Origin of the sequence: Corynebacterium ulceribovis DSM 45146, from assembly GCF_000372445.1 — a bacterium.
Taxonomy (GTDB): Bacteria; Actinomycetota; Actinomycetes; order Mycobacteriales; family Mycobacteriaceae; genus Corynebacterium; species Corynebacterium ulceribovis.
Genome location: NZ_AQUY01000001.1, coordinates 1135114 through 1158500, shown reverse-complemented (window position 1 = coordinate 1158500; position 23387 = coordinate 1135114). Strand labels below are relative to the sequence as shown.

Annotated in this window: 22 protein-coding genes and 1 rRNA gene; 21 read left to right on the top strand and 2 right to left on the bottom strand. The window is 60.2% G+C overall.

Annotation, left to right across the window (positions count from 1 at the left end):
- The first annotated feature begins 35 nt into the window (after nt 1-35).
- Nucleotides 36-152, top strand: a 5S ribosomal RNA gene (gene rrf, locus A3EC_RS0105495).
- A 117-nt stretch (nt 153-269) separates the two neighbouring features.
- Here the strand turns inward: rrf and A3EC_RS11480 are convergent.
- Nucleotides 270-1169, bottom strand: coding sequence for an RluA family pseudouridine synthase (locus tag A3EC_RS11480; RefSeq protein WP_281163679.1), 900 nt, complete (start codon nt 1167-1169; stop codon nt 270-272).
- 228 nt (nt 1170-1397) lie between these two features.
- On the opposite strand from A3EC_RS11480, the gene A3EC_RS12725 reads away from it, so the two are divergent.
- From A3EC_RS12725 to der, 19 genes are all read left to right on the top strand, one after another.
- A complete protein-coding gene (locus tag A3EC_RS12725) occupies nt 1398-2270 on the top strand; it encodes a ribonuclease H family protein (protein ID WP_018024176.1) in 873 nt (290 codons plus the stop codon).
- Between the two features lie 111 nt (nt 2271-2381).
- On the top strand, nt 2382-3392 hold the full coding sequence (locus A3EC_RS0105480) for a tetratricopeptide repeat protein (protein WP_018024175.1): 1011 nt from the start codon (nt 2382-2384) through the stop codon (nt 3390-3392).
- Between the two features lie 6 nt (nt 3393-3398).
- Nucleotides 3399-4421, top strand: coding sequence for an HAD hydrolase-like protein (locus A3EC_RS0105475; protein ID WP_018024174.1), 1023 nt, complete (start codon nt 3399-3401; stop codon nt 4419-4421).
- Nucleotides 4422-4443: 22 nt separating this feature from the next.
- Nucleotides 4444-4641: a hypothetical protein gene (locus A3EC_RS0105470; RefSeq protein ID WP_018024173.1), complete on the top strand. Its 198-nt coding sequence runs from the start codon at nt 4444-4446 to the stop codon at nt 4639-4641.
- Nucleotides 4642-5469, top strand: a complete 828-nt coding sequence (locus A3EC_RS0105465) for a TlyA family RNA methyltransferase (RefSeq protein WP_018024172.1) — start codon at nt 4642-4644, stop codon at nt 5467-5469.
- 137 nt (nt 5470-5606) lie between these two features.
- Entirely contained in the window at nt 5607-6464 is an 858-nt protein-coding gene (locus A3EC_RS0105460) for an NAD kinase (RefSeq protein WP_245532952.1), read from the top strand.
- 21 nt (nt 6465-6485) lie between these two features.
- On the top strand, nt 6486-8231 hold the full coding sequence (gene recN, locus A3EC_RS0105455) for a DNA repair protein RecN (RefSeq protein WP_018024170.1): 1746 nt from the start codon (nt 6486-6488) through the stop codon (nt 8229-8231).
- A 105-nt stretch (nt 8232-8336) separates the two neighbouring features.
- A complete protein-coding gene (gene steA / locus A3EC_RS0105450; RefSeq protein ID WP_018024169.1) occupies nt 8337-9524 on the top strand; it encodes a putative cytokinetic ring protein SteA in 1188 nt (395 codons plus the stop codon).
- Between the two features lie 17 nt (nt 9525-9541).
- Nucleotides 9542-10495 carry a copper transporter gene (locus A3EC_RS0105445; protein ID WP_018024168.1) on the top strand — a complete coding sequence of 318 codons (954 nt, stop codon included), beginning with the start codon at nt 9542-9544 and terminating at the stop codon, nt 10493-10495.
- Between the two features lie 49 nt (nt 10496-10544).
- Nucleotides 10545-11228, top strand: coding sequence for an NUDIX domain-containing protein (locus tag A3EC_RS0105440; RefSeq protein WP_018024167.1), 684 nt, complete (start codon nt 10545-10547; stop codon nt 11226-11228).
- Between the two features lie 52 nt (nt 11229-11280).
- Nucleotides 11281-12216 (top strand): site-specific tyrosine recombinase XerD, encoded by a 936-nt coding sequence (gene xerD, locus A3EC_RS11470; protein WP_018024166.1) that lies wholly within the window; start codon nt 11281-11283, stop codon nt 12214-12216.
- An 87-nt stretch (nt 12217-12303) separates the two neighbouring features.
- Nucleotides 12304-13182: a ParA family protein gene (locus A3EC_RS0105430; RefSeq protein WP_018024165.1), complete on the top strand. Its 879-nt coding sequence runs from the start codon at nt 12304-12306 to the stop codon at nt 13180-13182.
- A gap of 3 nt (nt 13183-13185) precedes the next feature.
- Nucleotides 13186-13992 (top strand): segregation and condensation protein A, encoded by an 807-nt coding sequence (locus A3EC_RS0105425; protein ID WP_018024164.1) that lies wholly within the window; start codon nt 13186-13188, stop codon nt 13990-13992.
- Nucleotides 13989-14597 (top strand): SMC-Scp complex subunit ScpB, encoded by a 609-nt coding sequence (gene scpB / locus A3EC_RS0105420; RefSeq protein ID WP_018024163.1) that lies wholly within the window; start codon nt 13989-13991, stop codon nt 14595-14597. Before A3EC_RS0105425 ends, scpB begins: the two co-directional genes overlap by 4 nt.
- 79 nt (nt 14598-14676) lie before the next feature.
- Complete coding sequence (locus A3EC_RS0105415) at nt 14677-16005, top strand: adenosylmethionine--8-amino-7-oxononanoate transaminase (protein WP_018024162.1); 1329 nt, start codon at nt 14677-14679, stop codon at nt 16003-16005.
- Nucleotides 16002-16718, top strand: coding sequence for a dethiobiotin synthase (gene bioD, locus A3EC_RS0105410; protein ID WP_018024161.1), 717 nt, complete (start codon nt 16002-16004; stop codon nt 16716-16718). Before A3EC_RS0105415 ends, bioD begins: the two co-directional genes overlap by 4 nt.
- 70 nt (nt 16719-16788) lie before the next feature.
- Entirely contained in the window at nt 16789-17664 is an 876-nt protein-coding gene (locus A3EC_RS0105405; RefSeq protein WP_026162235.1) for a pseudouridine synthase, read from the top strand.
- Nucleotides 17664-18362, top strand: coding sequence for a (d)CMP kinase (gene cmk, locus A3EC_RS0105400; protein ID WP_018024159.1), 699 nt, complete (start codon nt 17664-17666; stop codon nt 18360-18362). Before A3EC_RS0105405 ends, cmk begins: the two co-directional genes overlap by 1 nt.
- On the top strand, nt 18355-19881 hold the full coding sequence (gene der, locus A3EC_RS0105395; protein WP_018024158.1) for a ribosome biogenesis GTPase Der: 1527 nt from the start codon (nt 18355-18357) through the stop codon (nt 19879-19881). Before cmk ends, der begins: the two co-directional genes overlap by 8 nt.
- Nucleotides 19882-19916: 35 nt before the next feature.
- On the opposite strand, the gene A3EC_RS0105390 is transcribed toward der, so the two are convergent.
- Nucleotides 19917-21548: an aspartate:alanine exchanger family transporter gene (locus A3EC_RS0105390; protein WP_018024157.1), complete on the bottom strand. Its 1632-nt coding sequence runs from the start codon at nt 21546-21548 to the stop codon at nt 19917-19919.
- A 284-nt stretch (nt 21549-21832) separates the two neighbouring features.
- Here A3EC_RS0105390 and A3EC_RS0105385 point away from each other — a divergent pair, with 284 nt between their 5' ends.
- Nucleotides 21833-23308, top strand: coding sequence for a sodium/glutamate symporter (locus A3EC_RS0105385; protein WP_018024156.1), 1476 nt, complete (start codon nt 21833-21835; stop codon nt 23306-23308).
- Nucleotides 23309-23387: the final 79 nt, after the last annotated feature.

Genomic DNA, 23387 nt, shown 5'->3' with positions numbered 1-23387 from the left:
CACAACTATGGTTGTGTTTGTTGTTTCGTGTTTTTGTCGGTGGTTATAGCGGTGAGGTCACGCCCGGTCCCATTCCGAACCCGGTAGCTAAGCTTACCTGCGCTGATGGTACTGCACACGGGAGTGTGTGGGAGAGTAAGTCACTGCCGACATTATTTTTTAGGCGGGGTTCTGGTTGTCACTTTGTGTGGCGGCTGGGGCCCCGCCTCTTTTCGCGATCCCAAAAGAAGTGAACGCCAGGAGCCATATTCATAGCCCTGGCTTTATCACTAACTAAAAGACTTCAGCCCCGGATATTTCGCCCAACCTTTGGGCGGAGCTGCCTCGAACTCCAACACCTGGCCGTCCGGAAGCGGCACCTCCAGCTGGTAGGCATGCAGCATCATCCCACGCACCCCGAGCCCAGCCACCACTTGGTTGAAACCTGGATTGCCATAGCGGGCGTCACCACCGATTGGATGCCCTGCATCCTGACAATGCACCCGAATCTGGTGCTTACGACCAGTCAACAAGCGCGCTTCCACCAACGTCGCCTCTTGGCCAAACCGCTGCACCACCCGGAATCGTGTTTCCGCTCGATCCCCATCCGGACGCGCCAAAGTCGCCCGCGACGTCCGCCGCAGAGGCGTGTGGCTCACCGTCAGATCTTCGGGCCAATATCCGTCAACAAGCGCAAGGTAGCGCCGTTTAATATCGGCCTCGCGGTCACGCAAAACCTCCTGCAAATGCCGCAGCGTTGCTGGATTCTTCGCAACCAGCAGCAACCCGGAGGTTTCGCGGTCAATGCGGTGGACAAGTTCGATATCCGGCAGCTCCGGAAATAGGTGGCGCAGCGCCTCAATGACCCCGACCTGGACATCAGTGCCGCCATGAACGGCATGCCCCGAAGCCTTATTGAGGACCAGCAGGTCGTCATCTTCATGGATAATTGATTTGGCAATTTGCTCAGCGAACGCCGCCGGCACATTAACCTTCTGCTGCGCCGCGACAGTAATAGCAGGCAGCTTCAGTTCTTCACCACCGACAATGCGGTAATTCTGCTTGACACGCCCGCCGTCAACGCGGATTTTCCCTTCCCGCAGCAGCCGGAAAATGAGATTGGCCGGCACACCCTTCAAATGGGCGCGAAGATACTTATCCAGCCGGCGATCCGCATGCGAATCCGGGATCGTGATAGTTTGCGCCGCTAACGTCCGGCCGCCGCCCGTGCGCTCTGAACGCCGGTTACGCTGCCCGGACCCCGAATTCCTAGTAATTTCGCATCACCGCAACTATATTCTTTATCCGCAGTGAAAAGTCCCTGCGTAATTCAACATTTTGTCTCTGTACTAATGAGTAGCCAAAGATACCGGGATCCCCAAATCCACGGCGCTCGGCACTAGCTACAATTAGCACTCATGACGATCGTTGCTGCAGCAGATGGTTCCTCTCTCGGAAATCCCGGCCCCGCTGGCTGGGCGTGGGTTATTGATGCCGACAATTGGGCGGCCGGTGGGTGGCCAAGCGGCACCAATAACAAAGGTGAGCTCACCGCAGTGCTGGATCTGCTGCAGAAGACTGCACATGTCACTGAGCCTCTGCATGTGGTGTGTGATTCGCAGTACGTCATCAACTCCATTACGAAGTGGATGCCCGGCTGGAAGCGTAAAGGCTGGAAGAAAGCCGATGGCAAGCCGGTTCAGAACGTCGAGTTGATGCAGCAGCTGGACCGGGCGATGTCGGGCCGGAAGGTGACCTTTGAATGGGTTCGTGGCCACGCTGGACATGAGCTCAATGAGCAGGCCGATCAGCTCGCCCGCGCCGCGGCGACCGCGTTTGCCAGTAAGCAGCCTCCGCAAGTGGGGCCGGGGTTCACCATTGTGCCCGCCGATACTGTTACCGCCCCGGTAGAACCTGCCGACGACGGCGCAGATGCGCTCTTTGACTTGCCGGAACCCACCACGGTTGACACCGAAACCCTCGTCCGCGCCCTGTTGGGTGGCGCCAGCACGGTGCGGTTGCGGCAGTTGATTGCCCCAAGCGCAGTGCTTATTGACGTTGGCGGCACCGCGTACACTCGCCGAACTGCAGTTTCTGCAGCTGGGAAGAAGCTTTTTGCGGGAGCGCTCGCACGTGCCCAGTCCGCGGATATTACTGTGCAGCGGATTTCGGACAGCACAGAAGTGGCTGTGGTGCGGGCGGAACACGTGGTGGCGTCGATGGTGTGGCAGCGCGTCGCGGGCTCGAGTGACGCTCAGCTGATTTCGCACCACGAATCGGCGTTGCACTAGACGCAGCGAAGGCAAGTCTTCAGGCTTAGGGCTGGTAGCGTGGAAGGTATCTAGCCGACGTGATATCCCGTCGGTTGCACTGACTTATCTGGAAACACGAAGGGACCACCTATGTCCGAATCCCAAGGCGGCGACCGCCGATCTGACCGTCCACAGCGCTCGAACTCTGCTCGCCGTAGCGGGCCAGGTGGTGGCGGTGGCGGTAAGCGGGAAGGTTTCCGCGGCGGCCGTGGTGGCGGCGGTGGCCGTGGCCGCGGTGGTCATGGCGGTCACGGTGGCCCAGGCGGTCGAGGTCGTGGCCGTGGTGGCCAAGGTGGATTCCGACCACGGGATGGCCAAAGCGGCCCTCGTCGCCACTCCAACCGTGCTGGCCAGGACCGCGACGAAAACCGGACTGGACCACAGCGCGCTGGCTACCGCGAAGAGCGCATGGCGATGCGCGAAAACGAACCAAAGATCCCAGAGGACATCCGCGCAGACGAACTCGAACCAGCAGTGCTGCGGGACCTGCGTTCCTTGGCGAAAGACAACGCCGATACCGTGGCTCGTCACATGATTGCTGCGGCCGCGTTCATGGCAGAAGATCCACAACGCGCCCTTGAGCACGCTCGCGCGGCGAAGAACCGTGCTGGTCGTGTGGCTGTGGTCCGCGAAACTAACGGCATCGCGGCATACCACGCTGGCGAGTGGAAGGAAGCCCTGTCGGAGCTCCGCGCGGCCCGTCGGATGTACGGCGGACCAGGCCTGCTCGCTGTGATGGCTGACTGCGAACGTGGTTTGGGTCGACCAGACAAGGCCATCGAATTGGGCCGGTCCGATGAGGCCCACGACTTGGCACGCCCAGAGGCGATCGAGTTGGCCATTGTGTTGGCCGGCGCCCGCCAGGACCTCGACCAGCCGGAAGCTGCTTTGGTCGAACTGGAACGCATGAGCCCAAGCTCCGAAGACAAGTCCATGGCCGGTGCCCGATTGGCCTACGCCTACGCTGACGCGCTGTTGGCCGTCGATGATGTCGCTGCCGCGAAGGAATGGTTCGGCTACGCACTCGCTGCCGACACCGAAGAAATGTTGGACACCGAAGACCGGCTAGCCGAGCTGAACAAGCCAGCAACGGAGGACTAACTGACCATGACATCGACACCGACGTTGGCAACCACCCACGACGCATTGCTGCTGGATCTCGACGGCACCGTTTATGAAGGCGGCCGCCCGATTGCCGGGGTGCTGGAAGTATTGACGGCGACCAGCCTGCCGATGCAGTTCGTCACCAATAATGCGTCCCGCGCGCCACACAAAGTTGCGGAGCAGCTGCAGGGCATCGGGTATAACGCCACCGCGGATGATGTCATGACGTCAGCCCAAGCGGCTATCGAACTGGCCGCAGCGCACGTGCCTGCTGGCTCCGCCGTGCTCGTACTGGGCACAGACTCCTTCAAGGATCTTGCCCGTGCTGCCGGGTACGCCGTCGTCGACAGTGCCGACGATAAACCCGCCGCAGTGTTCCAGGGACACAACCCGAACACCGGCTGGGCGCAACTTTCGGAAGCCGCGCTCGCCATTGCCAATGGCGCGCTGTATCTGGCATCAAACTTGGACACCACACTTCCGATGGAGCGGGGCCGCTATGTTGGCAACGGTTCGATGGTCGCTGCAGTGGTTTCCGCGACCGGCGTAGAACCGATTAGCGCTGGTAAGCCACTGCCGCCGATGTTCTTCAGCGCGGCCGCGAAGCTGAACTCGACGTCGCCGCTTGCCGTTGGCGACCGGTTGGATACTGATATCGCCGGTGGCGTCGCCGCCAATATGGATACCTACATGGTCATTTCCGGGGTGTCCGGCCACTTTGACACCTTGTTTGCCCCGCCAGCGCACCGCCCGAAGTACCTCGGCGCCACCATGGCTGGCCTCACGCAACCAGTATCCAGCGTTACCCCAGGGCCACAGGGCGGTTTCCTTGCCCATCGTGATGGCGCCGCAGTGGTGGTCTCTGGTGATGGCAGCATCGCTTCCGGTGAACACGCCGCGGCGAACCTGCTGCTGACGGCCGCCGAAGTCGTGTGGGCCACCAACGATGACACCAACCCGAACGCCATCACGGAAATTCGGGCTTCGTCGGATGCTGCGCAAGCAGCGCTCGACCAGTGGCGCTAACCGGACACGTGGTGGACCTAGTATGAGCCGAGCTCCTTCCCCCGCAGACCTCGCCGCCAGCACGCAGCCCTTGACGGCCGAGCAGCTGCGCGATGAATACACCGAGCTTATTGACGAAGTGACTGCCGCAGGTTCGGAACAAGATGCTGCGATTTTCGTCGAAAAGCTCGAACAGGCGCACACCCTCCTGCAGGATGCTTTGTCGGAAAGGAATAGTTAAATGAAACCGGCACGACGCCGCCTCGACGCTGAATTGGTGCGCCGCAAATTGGCGCGGTCGCGGGATGCCGCTGTGGAGTTGATCCGCGACCGCCGAGTGCTTGTTGACGGATTCGAAGCCCAAAAACCCGCTGCACAAGTCGAGCCGACCGCGTCAATTAAAGTCCTGGACAGCGATAATGACGACAATTGGGCATCACGCGGGGCACATAAGCTCCTTGGGGCCTTGGCCGCATTCGAACCAGCCGGACTCGACGTCAAAGGCAAACGAGTTCTCGACGCCGGGGCATCGACCGGAGGGTTTACGGACGTGCTGTTGCGCCGCGGGGCCCGCGAGGTTGTGGCTGTCGACGTCGGATACGGTCAGCTCATCTGGCGACTGCAAAATGATGACCGAGTCCAGGTGATGGACCGAACCAACGTGCGCACCCTTACTGCGGAAGCAATGGGCGGGCCTGCGGACATGATGGTGGGCGACTTGTCCTTCATTTCGCTGCGGCTTACCTTGCCAGCCATCGCCGAATCCTTGCGTGAAGGCGCTGACCTGCTGCCGATGGTCAAACCGCAATTCGAAGTCGGCAAGGACCGACTGGGTAGCGGCGGGGTAGTGCGCTCAGCGGAGCTGCGCGCTGAAGTTACCGAAGATGTCGCACAATTTGCCCGTGAGCTGGGACTATCGACCCGCGCAGTGGCCGCGTCGCCCCTGCCCGGGCCCAGCGGTAACGTGGAGTATTTCCTGTGGTTGGTCAAAGATGGCGGCGCCAGCGCCCCGACAGACGACGAGCTGCATGCAATGGTGACCCGCGCTGTGGAGGAAGGACCGCAATGAGTTCCGATCAAGACCACTACCCAATTCTGCCGGAGCCGATCCCTGCCGCAGAACTGCCAGCCCCTGGTGTGCTGCCGGGGCCAGCGCCGAAGCACCGTGAAATTCTTCTGGTGGCACACCCTGGGCGCAGCTCGAATATGGAAACCGCGGCGGAAGCGGCGAAGCTGCTGCAGGAAGCAGGGATTAACGTCCGGGTGCTGGGGTCATCGAACCCAACACCCATCATTGAACACCCAATTTTATCCCAGTTCCCGCGCTATGGTCACTCGCCGCATGCCGCGGTGGGCTGTGAGCTAGTCCTTGTTCTGGGCGGCGACGGTACCTTCCTGCGTGCGGCCGACCTGGCCCATGCGGTGGATTTGCCGGTGCTGGGCATTAACCTTGGCCACGTTGGCTTCCTCGCCGAATGGGAACAGGAATCGTTGGCGGAAGCGATTAACCGCGTGGTCGAACGCACATACCGCGTGGAGGACCGGATGACGTTGGACGTGAAAGTCTTTGACGCCAATGGCCATGAGATTGGCACTGGTTGGGCGCTTAATGAGGTATCCGTGGAGAACCTGAACCGCCGCGGTGTGTTGGACGCCATTTTGGAAGTCGATGAGCGCCCAGTGAGCTCTTATGGCTGCGATGGTGTGCTGGTGTCCACTCCTACTGGCTCGACTGCTTACGCCTTTTCCGCTGGCGGCCCGGTGCTGTGGCCAGAATTGGATGCCATTTTGGTGGTGCCAAATAATGCGCACGCCTTGTTTTCCCGTCCGCTGGTGGTCAGCCCCGACTCTGAGGTAGCTGTTGAGTCGAATCCGCATACGTCGGCGGCGGTGGCGGTGCTCGATGGGTTCCGTCCGATTCCGATGCCGCCGGGCGCGCGAGTAGAAGTGGTGCGTGGCAGCCAGCCAGTGCGCTGGGTGCGGCTGGATTTGGCACCGTTTACCGACCGGCTGGTTTCGAAATTCCGGTTGCCAGTTACTGGGTGGCGCGGCCCCAAGCGGTAGTCGCGCGCTAACCTGACACATATGCTCGCTGATATTCGCATCACCGACTTAGGTGCCATTCCGGACGCTACTGCGGAGTTTTCTCCCGGTTTAACTGTGCTGACCGGTGAGACTGGCGCCGGTAAAACCATGGTGGTCACCGGGTTGCGACTGCTCACCGGCGGCCGCGCCGACGCTGGCCGAGTCCGCACCGGAGCTGAACGCGCCACGGTGGAAGGTAGGTTTTTGCTTGACGACGTAGCGGAGGTGGCGTCGCGCATCTCCGAGACTGTGCAGGAAGCTGGCGGTGAATTGGACGAAAATGGGGATCTGCTGGTGGCTCGGCAGGTCTCGGCGAAGGGCCGCAGCAAAGCTCACGTCGGTGGCAGGTCTGTTCCGGCGGGCACGCTGGCTGCTGCCACCGAACCGTTGTTGACCTTGCATGGTCAAAATGATCAGCTGCGTCTGCTGGCAGCGGAACAACAACTACGAGCGTTAGATGAATTTGGCGGCACTGCCGTGCTGAAACTGGCAGCGCATTACCGCAGCATACGCGGCGCATGGAAAACCGCGGCGACGGACCTGCAGCAGCGCACTGAAAAGCGGATGGAGCGTGCCCAACGGGCCGACCAGTTGAGGTTTGCGATTGAAGAAATCAACGCCATTGACCCAGTTGCTGGCGAAGAAACCGAATTGGCCGCAACAATTCGTCGGCTGCACGACGCGGATGCGCTGCGGACCGCAGCAGCTGGCGCATTAGCGGCCATTGATGGGCCCGGCGCGGTTGCTGGCTTGGTCGGTGGCGCTGGTGATGCCGATGATGAGGAAGCTGCTGCCGAACTATTGGGCACTGCCGCCCAAGAACTGCGCGGCGCAACCGACAAAGAGCTGCAGGGCATTGGGACTCGGCTTGATGAAGTAACAACGACGCTTGCGGACATTTCCGCGGAGCTGGGCTCGTACCTGGAGAACTTACCTGCTGATGACGTCAGCGTCGACGAGCTGATGAACCGGCAGGCGGATCTGCGAACCCTGACCCGGAAGTATGCGCCCGATATTGCCGGAGTGGTGCAGTGGCGGGAGAAAGCCGAAGCCGCGCTGGCGCAGCTGGATGACTCAACCGAAGCGTTGGAGCAGCTGCGAGCTGACGTTGCCAAATTGGAACAACAGGTCGCAGCCGCAGCGAAAAAGTTGACTGCTGCTCGAACAAAAGCCGCGAAGAAATTGAGCACCGCGGTGACGTCGGAATTAGCCGGACTGGCAATGGGCCATGCCGCCTTGAGCGTGGATGTATCGGCGCTCGGCAAATTTGGTCCCGACGGTCAGGACAACGTGGCGTTCGCATTAGCGGAAAAGGATGGGACGAATCCGCGGCCGCTGTCGACGTCGGCATCGGGCGGTGAGCTCTCCCGCATTATGTTGGCGCTGGAAGTGGTGTTGGCTGCGGAAAGCCACGGCGGCACGTTGGTATTCGACGAAGTTGATGCCGGTGTTGGTGGCCGAGCTGCCGTGGAAATCGGGCGCCGGCTTGCCCGGCTGGCATTACGTCACCAAGTAATCGTCGTCACGCACCTGCCGCAAGTGGCGGCCTACGCCGACCATCATCTGCACGTGGCTAAAGACGTCGGCCATGGTCCTGCTGCGTCAGCGGTGACGACGCTGGCGGGAGAGGCGCGCGTGGAGGAATTAGCGCGCATGATGGCTGGGCTTGATGAGAGTGATTCTGGGCGCGCGCATGCCGCGGAGCTATTGGAACGGGCAGCTGCTGACCGAGCGGGCTGGAAGTAGCGCGGACTGGAAATAGTGCGGCTTGGCGGTAGTGGCGGCCTGACTGCGAGGATGCGTCGGCGCGCCTTACCTGGATAAGCGGACAGGTTTTGCACAATAAGGCTCATGAGTCTGTTCTCCCGCCAAACCACCACTGAACTGCCAGGCATCATCGGCGCGACGCGTGATGGTTCCCGGCCCGACCGCCTAGCCAAAAAGCTGCGCGAGGGAGACATCGTGGTGCTGGACGCACCAGATATTGACCGCGCCACCGCGCAAGCATTAATCGACGCCAAAGTTGCGGCAGTCCTGAACACCTCCCAGTTCACGACCGGTGCCGTACCAAACTTCGGCCCGCAGATGCTGCTCGACGCCGGCATCGTACTCGTCGAAGGTGTCTCCAACTATGTTTTCGAAAAGCTGAAAGACGGCCGACAAGGCCGCCTAGACGACACCAAACTTTTCTACGGCGACCGCCGCATCGCGGAAGGTAACCTCGTCACCGAAGCAGGCCTAGCAACCGCCTTCGATGAAGCACGCACCGGCCTAGCTGACCGGATGGAAGCGTTCAGCGGCAACCTCGTCGAATTCACCCGACACGAAGCACCGCTCTACATCGACGGGCTGGGTGTGCCGGACCTGCCAGTGAACCTGCGCGGGGAAAAAGTACTGATTGTTACCCCAGGGCACAACCGAAAAGCTCAGCTGAAAGAACTGCGGTTTTTCATTCGCGAATATGAGCCGATTCTGGTGGGTGTTGACGGTGGCGCTGATGTACTGTCCGAAGCCGGTTACACCCCGCACCTGATTGTCGGTGACCCAGAAGGCATCCGGGAAGACACTCTGCGCTCCGGCGCCAAAGTGATTCTGTCGGCCGAACCTGATGGCACCGCCGTAGGCCTAGAACGCATCCAAGACCTTGGCATTGGTGCGATGACCTTCCCGGCGCTGACCTCCGATGCCACGGACCTCGCACTGCTGTTGGCGGAATACCACCGCGCCGCGATGATCGTGTTGGCAGGAGACCGCTTCGACCTCGACGACCTCTTTGAGCACGCCGAGAAGCCGGACACCCCATCGACGTTGTTGGCACGGCTGAAAGCCGGAAACAAACTAGTGGACGCCCGGATGATTGCCGAGCTGTATGAAGTGAAGAGCTCTGGCTTCGGAGTGGCGTGGGCGATCCTCGGAATCTTCGTGCTGTTGGCTGCCATCATTCTGATTGCCGGGATGAACGGCGACGGTTCGGTCATGGAAAACCTCATTGATACTTGGAACAGCATTGCACTGTGGTTCCAGGGCCTATTTAAGTAAGGACATGGAATAGAACTATGGGGCGTAGCCGTCGAGTAAGTAAGTCCTATGTCTTTGCCGGCACCACCATTGGGGTGGCAGCGGGCCTATTGTTGGGAACCTATTTCCTAGGCCCAGCGTCGGAGAATCGATTGCACACTGGGCAGGAAGCCAGCAGTTCCTCACCCGCCAAGAAAGATGGCGACAAGGGCGCAGCACCGGATCCAGCTGTGCAGGCACAAGCGGATGCGGCCGATGAATTCATTGCGCAACACGCGGACGCGATGGTCAAGGATCAGTTGACCGACCGGCCAGTGATGCTGCTGCACACTGCAGATGCTGACCAAGCTGATGTCGATGAGGTAGCGAAGCTGTTGAAGGCCGCCGGGGCGAAGGAAGCTGGTCGGATTACCCTGCTGGACAAGTTCGTTAAGCCAGAAGGCGGTGACGAGCTGAAATCCATCGTGGCCAACGTCCTGCCGGAAGGTGCGCAGCTGTCCGAAGAAAAACGTGACCCCGGCACCCACGCCGGTCAAGCAATGGCACCGGCGCTGCTGCTGCACAAAGACAGTGGCAAGCCGCAGACCAATGATGCCGACCGTGCGCTTGTGCTGAAGTCGCTCCGGGAAGCAAAGTTCATTGATTACAAGGACGGCACTGTGGTGCCAGCACAACTGGCGGTCATCGTCACCGGTGATGGCACCACGCTGTCCGATCCTGGCTACCACGGGGCAGCCATCGCGGCTTTCGCCACCGCGCTGGACGACTTGGGCAACGGAGTTGTTGTGGCTGGGCGGTTTGCGTCAGCAAGCGAAAGCGGTGCGGTAGGTAAAATCCGTAACGATGAGCAGGCGCGCAAGCACGTGTCTACGGTGGATGATGTAGATACTGCAGCTGGCCGCGTGGCAACCGTACAGGCGGCAGCCGAACAGCTGAAGAACAAAGCGACAGCGTTCGGCGCGGCGGACAATGCCGACAAACCAGCGCAGTAGCTGAAGGCTCGTGGACCCGCGGGCCTTGTCCACCAGAAAGGCTGCGGAAATGTACGAAGTGACGGCGTCGGAAATTCTCTTGGAATCGCCGATTATGGCGGTGCGAAGCGACACAGTGACGATGCCTGGTGGACACAGCGCCAACCGCGAAATCATTGAGCACTTTGGTGCCGCAGCCATTGTCGCCATCAATGAGCGCCAGCAAGTACAGCTGGTGCGGCAATACCGACACGCGGTGCAACGCTACCTATGGGAGCTTCCTGCTGGGATTTTTGATGAAGCCGGAGAAGAGCCGGCGGCAGCTGCGGCGCGGGAACTTCAGGAAGAAGTGGGACTAGCTGGAGCGCACTGGTGGACGCTGACTGATGTTGTGTCCTCGCCGGGGATTTCCGAGGAAGTCTGCCGGATCTTTCTGGTGACCGACCTGCATGAGGTGCCACGTCCGGCGCCAGAAGATGAAGAAGCCGATATGACCGCACGGTGGGTCGACATTGACGATGCCGTCGCCATGGTGTTTTCCGGTGAATTGTCCAACAGCATTGCCGTGGCTGGCGTGCTAGCTGCCGCTCATCACATGCGCACCGGCACGAAGCTACGGCCAGTTGATGCGCCGTTTCCGCTGCGACCAATGCGGTTGGCGCGGCGGCGGTCGGCGGCACTAGGTGCCGGTAACTTGAAGCAATCGTTGCCGTTGGCGCAGGCCAATGAACTGAATGAAATGCGGCCGGACTAGATTTGACGGCAGAATAGAGCAGACAAGCGCTGACGACAACGAAGACGAGACATTGACAAAACCACTTGCTGCGGCAGAAGCGTGGCTGGACTTCCTGACCGTGGAAAAAGGTTCCAGCGAAAACACCCTGTCGAACTACCGACGCGACATGCGGCGGTACCTGCGCTACCTCGACACCATTGACCGCACTGACATTGCCGATGTGACCCAGGCAGACATTGAGAACTTTGTTGCCTACCTGCGCACTGGCGATCCCGAGGAAGCGATTCCGCCGTTGGCAGCAAGTTCCGCTGGTCGGGCCCTGGTCGCGGTGCGCGGACTGCATCGGTTTGCGGTGCAAGAGGGGTTGGCGAATGCGGATGTGTCGGCGGATGTGCATCCGCCACGGCCAGCGAAGTCGCTGCCGAAAGCACTGCGGGTCGATGAAGTGCTGCAGCTGTTGGATTCGGTGCCGCAGGGCACGGAGGCATCAGTGACGGATATCCGCGACCGGGCGTTGTTGGAGTTGCTGTATTCCTCCGGCGCTCGGATTAGTGAAGTGCTGGGGCTCAATATTGAGGACGTCAATTTCGAGGACAAACTGATTTTGCTGCACGGCAAAGGTGGCAAAGACCGAGTGGTGCCGGTGGGCGGCCCCGCGATTGCTGCGGTGGAAGCGTATTTGGTGCGGGCGCGGCCACTGTTGGCGACGGGGATGCGTCGCACGACGTCGGCGTTGTTTTTGAATACCTTGGGACGAAGGTTGTCGCGGCAGTCGGCGTGGCAGGTGTTGACGGTGACGGCGCAGCGGGCTGGTCTTCCGGAGGGGATTGGTCCGCACACGTTGCGGCATAGTTTTGCAACACATCTGCTGGAAGGTGGCGCTGATGTTCGGGTGGTGCAGGAGCTGCTTGGACACTCGTCGGTGACGACGACTCAGATTTATACCGAGGTGACTGCGGAGAATCTTCGGGAGGTTTGGGCGGGGGCTCACCCGCGCGCACGCTAGTAGGGGCTATCCTGTAGAGAGGAATCAACGGCGAAGGGTTGACCTCAACCCGCCGCCATACAGGAAGTCAAGGATAAGGGGTTGACTATGGCTGGTGATGGGCTTTTCGACGCTCCGGAGAGCGGAGTAGGTCTCACTGGTCGGCCCCTGCGCGACTACCCTGAGCCGCAACCAATCGACCGCACCCGACCACGCCCAGCCAAAGTGCTGGCGATGTGTAACCAGAAAGGTGGCGTCGGCAAAACCACGTCCACCATTAACTTGGGTGCCTCCTTGGCGGGTTACGGCCGTAAAGTGCTCTTGGTTGACCTTGACCCGCAGGGTGCATTGTCGGCAGGTTTGGGTGTGCCGCACGAAGAGCTCGATGTGACGGTCTACAACCTGCTGGTGGACTCGCAGGAAGATATCCGCGATGCCATCCATCCAACTAGCACCGACGGTTTGGATATCGTCCCGGCAAATATTGACCTGTCGGCCGCCGAAATTCAGCTGGTCAATGAAGTTGGCCGCGAGCAGGCTTTGGGCCGAGCATTGCGCCCAGTCATGCGAGATTACGACTACATCATTATCGACTGCCAGCCGTCCTTGGGCTTATTGACGGTTAACGCCCTAACTGTTGCCAGCGGCGTGATCATTCCGATGGAGTGCGCATACTTCTCACTCCGTGGCTTGGCTTTGCTCACTGACACCGTGGAGAAGGTTCGGGATCGTCTGAACTTTGAATTGGAGGTCGTGGGCATTTTGGTGACGATGTTTGACCGCCGCACCCGGCACGCCCGCGAAGTGATGGAACAGCTCGTGGAAGTGTTCGGGGACAAGGTGTTTGACAGTGTGATTACCCGCACGGTGCGCTTCCCAGAAACTTCGGTTGCCGGTGAGCCAATTACGTCATGGGCTCCGACTTCGCCTGGCGCTGATGCTTATCGTCAGCTGGCACGCGAGCTGGTCCAGCGGGTCGAGGGGTAGCATTTGGGTGCCCCGATTCAGGAAGAGATCCCGGGGTTTGCGGTTGCGCTGGAAAACTTCACGGGTCCGTTTGACCTGCTGCTGAAGCTGATTGGGCAGAAAAAGCTCGATGTGACAGAGGTAGCGCTCGCCGCGGTGACCGATGAGTTCATTGCCTGGACCCGTGGCCTAGATGCGATCGCAGAGCTAGACCAAGTCACGGAATTCTTGGTGGTTGCGGCAACGCTTTTGGACCTGAAAACCGCCCGGCTGCTGCCTCGTGGCGATGTCGAGAATGAAGATGACCTCGCGGTGCTTGAAGCCCGCGACCTGCTATTTGCTCGGCTACTGCAGTACCAGGCGTACCAAAAAGTGGCAGACCAGATGGCACACTGGCAGGCCACTGCCAAACGCCGGTATCCACGAGCAGTTGGGCTGGAAGCTCAGTTTGTGGATCTGCTGCCACCAGTACAGCTCGGCACAACGAGCGAAGAGTTCGCGGCCCTGGCGGCAGTGGCATTACGCCCCAAGCCACCGGAAACTGTGGGTGTGGACCATATCCATCAGACCCATGTGTCGGTTCCGGAGCAAGCTGGATATGTATTGCAGCAACTGTATGCGGCTGGGCAGGGTCAGTGGTTGAGTTTTTCCCAGCTGACCGGCGATTGTGAGCTATCACTGGAAGTGGTGGGCCGCTTTTTGGCGCTGTTGGAGCTGTATAAAGCGCACGCCGCCGAAGTGGAGCAAGCTGAGCCGCTCGGTGAGCTCAATGTGTCCTGGTCGGGGTTGGAGGTCGATCCGTCTGTGGTTGCGGCGGACAATTGGACATGAGTGAACCGAGTTGGGGTGGCGACGAGATGGATGAAATGGATGGAGCAGCTATGGAATCGATGCCGGATATTTCCCCGGTTCGCGCTGCTGTAGAAGCAATTTTACTGGTGGTGGACGTACCGGTCGACGAACCGACGCTGGCCAGAGCGGTTGGCTGCGACACCCCGGATATTCGCGAAGCACTCGCGCAGCTGCAGCGTGAGCTGCAGGCGCGGGGCAGTGGTATTGAACTGCGTCATCATGACGGTGGCTGGCGGTTTTATACTGCTGCGGCGCAGTCCGAATATGTGGAGAAGTTTGTTCTCGATGGCGCCCAGACCAAGTTGACTAGGGCAGCGTTGGAGACGTTGGCGGTAATTGCGTATCGTCAGCCAGTTACTCGGGCGCGGGTGTCGGCGGTGCGCGGCGTCAACGTCGATGGTGTGGTGCGCACTTTGCTTGCTCGTGGACTGATCGCGGAGGCGGGCTCCGAGGAAACTACTGGCGCGCATCTGTATGTGACGACGCAGCTGTTCTTGGAGCTCATGGGGTTGGACTCGCTGGAGCAACTCCCAGATTTGGCGCCGCTACTGCCGGATGTCGACATTATTGATGAGCCAAGCTAACCCCAGCCGAGTTAATATTCATTAACTTTCTTCGCCAAAATTACCCGAATGAACGCTGTTCAAGTTAGGGTGGGGAGTTATGACTGCGGTACTGCCTTCCCCTCATCACACTGACAGCAGCGCACTGGCGGCATACGACGCCGAACATATCTGGCACCCCTACGCGCCGATGCCCGCTGCCATCCCCGCCCACCCCGTGCACGCCGCGCGCGGGGTTTACCTCACTTTGGCCGACGGTCGACGCGTCATCGACGGCATGAGCAGCTGGTGGGCCGCCTGCCACGGACACGGCCACCCGCGCCTGCGCGACGCCGCCCACCAACAAATCGACACCATGAGCCACGTGATGTTCGGCGGCCTAACGCACCAGCCCGCCGCCGACCTGACCCGGAAGCTGTTACATTTGCTTAATGACGAATTGGACGTCGTTTTCTACAGCGATTCCGGATCCGTCAGTGTGGAAGTGGCCATCAAAATGGCACTGCAGTACCAACATGCGTTAGGCCGACCAGAAAAGAACCGCATTTTGACCTGGCGCGGCGGCTACCACGGCGACACCCAAGCCCCAATGAGCGTCTGCGACCCCGACGGTGGCATGCATAGCCTGTGGAAAGGCACTTTAACACCACAACAGTTCGCACCCGCGCCACCGCCACGCGGCTCCGGTCCGCTGACCCGCAACACTTACCTGGCGCATTTTGAGTCCTGCATCGACGAGCACACCGCCGCCATCATTGTTGAACCAGTGGTGCAGGGCGCCGGGGGCATGAACTTCCATGACCACGAACTGCTCGTTGGTCTGAGAGACATCGCCGACCGCCATGGTCTGCTGCTCATTGCTGATGAGATCGCTACCGGCTTTGGCCGCACCGGGGATCTCTTCGCCACAGCAGCCGCGGGCATCACACCAGACATCATCTGCGTCGGCAAGGCTTTGACCGGCGGTTTCATGTCGCTGGCTGCTACCGTCACAAAGCGCACTATTGCCGAAACCATCTCCGGCGGCGCTGGTGGCGGGCTGATGCACGGGCCAACATTCATGGCGAACCCACTGGCCTGCGCGGTGGCCAGTGCAAACCTGGACATTGTTGCGGAAGGGGCGTGGCGTGAGGACGTCCCCCGGATTGAATCCGGACTGCTCGCGGGTCTGACTCACCTCGGTGGCTCGCCGGCGGTGTCGCAGGTGCGGGTGCTTGGCGCAATCGGCGTCGTGGAACTGCATCGACCAGTAGATATGGCGTTGGCAACGGAAATTTGCCTAAACCATGGTGTTTGGCTGCGCCCATTTGGCACACTGGTCTATACGATGCCGCCGTACATCGCGACGGACCAGCATGTGGCCGAAATCTGCCAGGCCATCGAAGCGATTGTGCACGGCGAAGAACAACGACGGGAAGGTGCGCAATGAGCGTCCTATTTGTCACCGGAACCGGCACGGACGTCGGCAAAACCATTGCGACCGCAGCTATCGCCAGCACACTGAAAAGCCGCGGCGTCAGCGTGTCCGTAGTCAAACCCGCCCAAACCGGCGAATCCCCAGGCCACGGCGACCTCGCCACTATTCAGCGACTGACCGGAGTGGAATCGGTTCACGAATTCGCTCGCTACCCAGACCCATTGGCCCCAGCAACCGCAGCCCGGCGCGCCAAAATGGAACTACTCGACCTAGAAACCGTGGCGGGCTACATCCGCAGGCTCGACAAACCCGGACGAGTGGTGCTGGTCGAAGGCGCGGGCGGACTGCTTGTACGCATCGGCGACAACTGGAACCTAGCTGACCTTGCCGCACGCGTCCCACGCTCCCGCATGGTCGTGGTCACCTCCATGGGGCTGGGCAGTCTGAATATGGCCGAGCTGACTGTCGAAGCGGCAAAGCGACGTGGCCTGCAAGTCGTCGGCCTCATTGGCGGATCCATGCCCGCCGAGCCGGACCTAGCCATGCAAGAAAACCAGCAGGACCTACCCGCAGTGACCGGAGTGCCGCTGCTGGCCGTGATACCGGAAGGCGCCGGCGCACTGTCGCCACAGCAATTCCAGGAATCGGCGGCCAGCTGGTTCGAGGTTCCAGCAGGCAGCGTCATCAACAATCAAGGAGCATTTGCCGACGGCGCACCACGGTAGGTTTCAATTTCCAGGAAACTGGGCGGTAGAGTAGCTACCGAATACATTGACACAACAGAAAAGGACCACCGTGTCAGATACCGCTCGCCGAGAAGGCACACCGGAACCAGGAAACAGGACTACACCGTCCTCCGAAAATATGATTGTTTCCCACGCTAAACCAGCCCGGAAACAAAACGTCCAACCAGACCGCTCCGCCGCCGGAAAACCCGGTGAAGGAATCCGCCTGCAAAAAGTCCTCGCCCAAGCTGGTGTCGCATCACGCCGCCACGCTGAAATTCTCATCGACCAGGGCCGCGTCGAAGTGGACGGGGAAGTCGTCCGCGTCCAGGGCATGCGCGTGGACCCAAACACCTCCGTCATCCGCGTTGATGGCGACCGCGTACTGGTCAACGAAGACACCCAGTACTTCGCACTGAATAAACCGCGCGGCATGCTCTCGACCATGCACGATGACATGGGACGCGCTTGCCTCGGCGACATTGTCGGCGAACAGATTGCCGCCGGTCAGCGCCTCTTCCACGTCGGTCGCCTCGACGCCGACACCGAAGGCCTCATTTTGCTGACCAACGACGGGGAACTGGCGAACCGCCTGATGCACCCGCGTTACGAAATCAACAAAACCTACCTGGCCGAAGTCCTCGGTGAAGTCACCCGCAAGGACCTGCGCGCCCTGAAAAACGGCATTGAGCTGGACGACGGTATTGCCCGTGCCAACTACGCCGAAACCCTCGAATCCATCCAGGGCCGTTCCATCGTGCGTCTGGATATTCACGAAGGCCGCAAGCACATTGTGCGCCGTATGCTGAAAACGGCTGGCTTCCCAGTGCAGCGCCTCGTTCGCACGAAGATTCACACGGTGTCGCTGGGCGAGCAGTCCCCAGGCGCTATGCGCGCGCTGAACCGCTCGGAGTTGGCTTCGCTGTACAAGGCGGTGGGAATGTAATGACCGCCCCTTTGATTGTGGCCATTGACGGGCCATCCGGGACCGGCAAGTCGACGGTGTCCCGCGCAGTCGCTAAGCAGTTGCAGGCCTCCTACCTGGACACCGGTGCTATGTACCGCGTCGCGACTTTATGGGTGCTGCGCCAAGGCATCGACCCGAATGACGCTGAGGCAGTTGCCGCGGCCACTGCCGACCTGCCGGTGGGTGTGTCCTCGGACCCAGACACTAAGGAAGTGTTGCTGGCTGGTGAAGACGTGTCCGCGGAAATCCGGGGCGCCGAAGTGACCGCGCACGTGTCCGCGGTGGCGGCGGTGCCTGCGGTGCGCGATAACCTAGTGGCTATTCAGCGCCGGCTTGCCGCCGAGGCCGGACGCGTGGTGGTGGAAGGCCGCGATATTGGCACGGTTGTGCTTGTTGACGCTCCCACCAAGATCTTTATGACCGCATCCGCGGAAATTCGCGCGCAGCGACGATTCGACCAAGACAAAGCGGCCGGTCGAGACGCTGACTTTGACTACATTCTGGCTGACGTGCAACGCCGCGACCAGGCGGATTCCTCCCGGAAAACCTCCCCGCTGCGACCAGCCGACGATGCCACGGTGGTAGACACCTCGGCGCTGGCTATCGAAGAAGTCATCGCACGGATTATTGACCTTGTTCGCAACGACCAACCAGAAGGAGCTGCAGTACATGACTGAGACCCCACACGACGATGTCCAGCCGCAGTCGGCGACCCCCGCTGCAGACCAGGAACTGGACCAGCTGCTCGATTCCCACGAAGGGCTCATTGACCACACCGTCGCTGACCTGGAGTCCGGGGCGATTTTGTTGGACAGCGAAACCGACTGGGATGAAATTGAAGCCGCCTTCGGCGTTTTTGACGAAGCCGACGACGAAGCGGAAGCACTGCCGACCGTGGCGATCGTGGGTCGACCAAACGTGGGTAAATCCACACTGGTCAACCGCTTCATTGGTCGACGCGAAGCTGTTGTCGAAGACTTCCCAGGCGTGACCCGCGACCGGATTAGTTACCTTGCTGACTGGGGCGGTCGCCGCTTCTGGGTGCAGGACACCGGTGGCTGGGACCCAGACGCCAAAGGCATTCACGGCGCGATTGCACGCCAAGCTGAAGTGGCGATGCGCACTGCAGATGTCATCGTGTTCGTGGTGGACACACGCGTGGGCATCACCGCCACGGACGAAGTGGTCGCGCGGATGCTGCAGCGCTCGGATTCCCCAGTGATTTTGGTGGCCAATAAGGCCGACGGCGATAACCAACTTGCGGATGTCGCCGAGTTCTGGGGGCTGGGGCTGGACAATCCTTACCCAGTATCGGCGCAGCATGGTCGCGGCGCCGCGGACGTGCTGGAACTGGTGCTGAAGTCTTTCCCAGAGGTGCCGAAAGCTGCTGCGCTCCCAACCGGCCCGCGTCGCGTTGCCTTGGTGGGCAAACCAAATGTTGGTAAGTCTTCGCTGCTGAACCAGCTCACCGGTGAAGAACGCGCAGTGGTGGACAATGTTGCCGGCACCACTGTCGACCCGGTCGACTCGCTGGTTCAGATGGACCAGCAGTTGTGGCAGATCGTGGATACTGCCGGTATCCGTAAGAAGACCAAGACTGCGTCTGGCCATGAGTACTACGCGGGGCTGCGCACCCAATCGGCGATTGATGCCGCGGAAGTATGCATCTTCCTGGTGGATGCTTCCGAGCCGATCACTGAGCAGGACCAGCGGGTGCTGCGAATGATCCTCGATGCCGGTAAAGCCCTTGTGGTGGCGTACAACAAGTGGGACTTGGTCGACGAAGACCGCCGCGACATGCTGGAGCGAGAAATCGAACTGCAGCTGGCGCATATTCCATGGGCCCGGCGCGTGAACATTTCCGCTAAGACTGGCCGTGCGGTGCACAAGCTGGAGTCGGCGCTGATTGAGGCGTTGGACAGCTGGGACAAGCGTGTCTCGACGGGCAAGCTGAATAACTGGCTGCGCACCGTCATTCAAGAGGTTCCGCCTCCGACGCGTGGTGGCCGCACCCCGCGGGTGCTTTTCGCCACCCAGGCGTCGAGCTGCCCACCGGTGATTGTGCTGTTTACCACCGGCTTCTTGGAGCATGGCTACCGCCGATTCCTGGAACGCCGCCTGCGGGAAACCTTCGGTTTCCCAGGCTCTCCGGTGCGGATCGCGGTGCGGGTGCGCGAACGCCGCTCTCGCAAGTAGCTGCCGAATGTAGCTGCGGTTTGCAGCTACATCAGCTACAGCAGCAGCACAATCAGTGCCTGCGACGCAAGGATCTTGCCGATCATCATCACCGGGTACACCGCGGTGTATCCGCGTGCGGACAGTTCCGTCTTCGTCGCGGTATTCAAGTAGGCAATAATCGCCGGGTTGGTGGTGATACCGGCTGCCACACCCATCGATTCATCGAAGGTGAGTTTGCGCCAGCTCATCAATACGGCGATCACCAAAACTGCGCTGGCGACGGTGAGCACCAAACCCATGAGGATGTACATGAAGCTGGTCGGGTCCTGGAGTGCTTCCCGGAAACCGCCGCCCGCTTTGGTGCCAACACCGGCCATGAAAATCGCCATACCGAGCGTCTCAATGGTCTTATTCGAGTGATACGGCAGTTGCCAACGAATCGGCCCGGTCCGTCCCAAAGCCCCTAAAATCAGGCCCATAATGATGGGGCCGCCACCAAACCCCAGGGACACAGTGATGCCGCCGGGCAGCGGAATCGGAATCGCACCAAGCGCAATACCCAGCAGCAGACCAAGCGCAAACGGCAGCAAATCCGGCGAGGCGAGCGACTTTTCCGAATCCCCGATGAACTCTCGGACGTTATTGATATTGCTTTTTGACGTCACCACACGGATCCGGTCGGATGGCTGCAGCACATCGTCAGGGTGCGGGACAACGTCTTGGTCGCCGCGGCGCAGTCGGGAAATGAGGAATCCGTGGTCGCGCATGGTGTGCAGATCGCGGATTCGGCTGCCAATGACATCAGGGTTAGACACCACCATGCGGACATACTCCAAGTCCGTGCCGTCCGCGGTGTAATCTACTTCCTCGCCGAGCGCGGCGACCGCTTTATCAAGTTCTTCATCAGTGCCGTTGACCATAATGATGGACCCCACCGACAGTCGCGAGGTCGGCTCCAACAAGAACTGCTGTCCCTGAGATTTCACCAGCCGGGTAGCGATAACATCTGCTTCGATGAGCCCGGACAGGTCCGCGACAGTGCAGGAATCACAGTTGGGGAGTCGGTCAATGCGAATGGTGCGATACTGCAGCGGGGAAGCGAGCACGCCTTCCTTTTGCGCATCGGCAATGTGGTCGACTTTCAGCAGTTTCGCGCCAATAGCACCGACCAAGATCGCGCCGAGGATTCCGCCGGGGTAAGCCAGCGAGTATCCGATCACTGCTGGGGCGCCAGCGTCGGGGCTTCTTCCGTCACCAAGCAAATGCGGTACCGATTCCACAATGGTGGCCATACCTGGGGTGGAGGAGAGGGCACCGGCAAACATGCCGGCGCCGGTGATGCGGTCGAGTCCCGGCAGCAAAATGACGACCATGCCGAGGCCGATGAGCACGATGAGCACGACCACCGCGGCGATATTCATCGCGAAGCCGCGCGATTTCATGGTTTGCATGAAGGTGGGGCCCGCTGACAGGCCGATGGTGTACACGAAGATGGCGAGGCCGAATTGGTAAATCAGCGCTGGCATCAGAATGTCGGGGTTCGCGGCGGATAAGCCGACCGCAACAAAAAGGACGGCGGCAGCGCCAAGGCTAATCCCGCCGATTTTGATTTTCCCGATTGCTAACCCAACGGTGAGGATGACCGCCAAGGCAAGCAGTAGGTCATTAGCCAAGAAGTCGAGCATGGTGTCCTCTCGGAACTAAAGGATGAATAGCTCTTTCAAGGGTAGGCCAGGACGGGGCCGTGCTGGGGGCAAGAAAAATGTGGCCTGCGCTACGGTTCGCAGCGCTGCCGACGATTGCTGCACAGGGCCTAGCACAAAGCCTGCTGATTTTCTCCCTAAAGTTTCATATTTATTCCCTAAGTGCGATAGATTCACCTTACTTGCAAACAAGTGACCGTCGTCTCAACGGCGGTTGACCGTGAGGTCGACGAAACATGTCGGGCTCTCAACGACTTGAGGTATTTATGACTGCTAATGTGGTCGGTTTTGCATTGCTGATCCTCGGATTAGCTCTGCTGATCGGTAAAATCATCCGTGTTAAAGCCAAGTGGGTGCAGGCACTGTTCCTGCCGAGCTCCATCGTGGCAGGTTTCCTGTTGCTTCTGCTGGGCCCACAGGTACTCGGTAAATTCGACGGCCCATGGGGCGAATACGGCCTGTTCACTGAAGGTATTGTGACCACCTGGTCGAAGCTGCCGGGTCTGCTGATTTCCGTGGTCTTCGCCACGATGTTCTTGGGTCAGCCACTGCCGTCGCCAAAGCGTGCTGCCAAGTTGGTCGGTCCGCAGCTGTCCCTAGGTGTGGCGTTTGGTTCCGCCCAGTATGTGGTCGGCTTGCTGCTGGCTGCCCTGATTCTGGTGCCAGTGCTCGGCTCCTCCCCAATGACCGGCGCACTGATTGAAATCGCGTTCGAAGGTGGCCACGGTACCGCCGCCGGTATGCGCGAAGTGATGGAATCGGTCGGCTTCGCTGAAGGTGGTGACCTCGCTGTTGGTTTGGCCACGGTCGGTATTGTCGCCGGCATTGTGGTCGGTATCGGTCTGATTAACTGGGGCGTGCGCACCGGTAAGACTGAGGTGCTCAAGTCCAACGCTTCGATGTCCATCCAGGAGCAGCAGGGTCTGTTCCGTGAGGATGAGCACTACCCGGCAGGTAAGCTGACCAGCCGCCCATCGTCGGTGGAGCCATTGTCGCTGCACATGGCCATCATGGCGGTAGCTGTGCTGATTGGTTGGTGCATCCTGGAGTTCCTGCGCTGGGTCGAAAGCATGACTTACGGCAAGATCATGATCGACGACAGCACGAACCTGGAGATTTTCTCCTACGTGCCGCTGTTCCCAATCGCTCTGATTGGTGGCGTCATCGTTCAGATGATTGCCACTGCCTTCAAAATCGAACACCTCATTGACCATGGCCTGATGCTCCGTATCCAGGGTTTCGCACTGGACATGCTGGTGGTTGCGGCTATCGCTACGCTGTCGCTGAAGGCGATTGGCGATAATTTCGGTGCCTTCCTCATCCTGGCTGTTGCCGGTATCGCGATTAACGTCCTCCTCTTCCTGTGGCTGGCACCGCGGGTGATTGGCAAGTACTGGTTTGAACGTGGCATCGCTGACTTCGGCCAGTCGATGGGTGTGACCGCCACCGGTCTGATTCTGATGCGGGTCACCGACCCGCAGGCCGAAACCCCAGCATATGAGGCCTTCGGTTACAAGCAGTTGGTGTTTGAGCCATTCTTCGGCGGTGGTCTGATTACCGCGCTTGCTATCCCGGGTATTTACATTTCCGGTATTTGGCCACTATTCGGCATCATGCTGGTCTTGTTCATCATTTCGGTTGCGGTGGGTCTGTTCTACTACGCACCGAAAAATAGGAAGGAACGCGCGACGGAGGCTGCGGCGAATGCTGCTGCCGGGGGTGCCGCCACTGCGGCGAATTAGCGTTCCCCCAATTCGTCAATAAGCCCCAAAGCAGCGTCCCCCAGGCCAATCAGAACCATTCTGACGACCTGGGGGACAT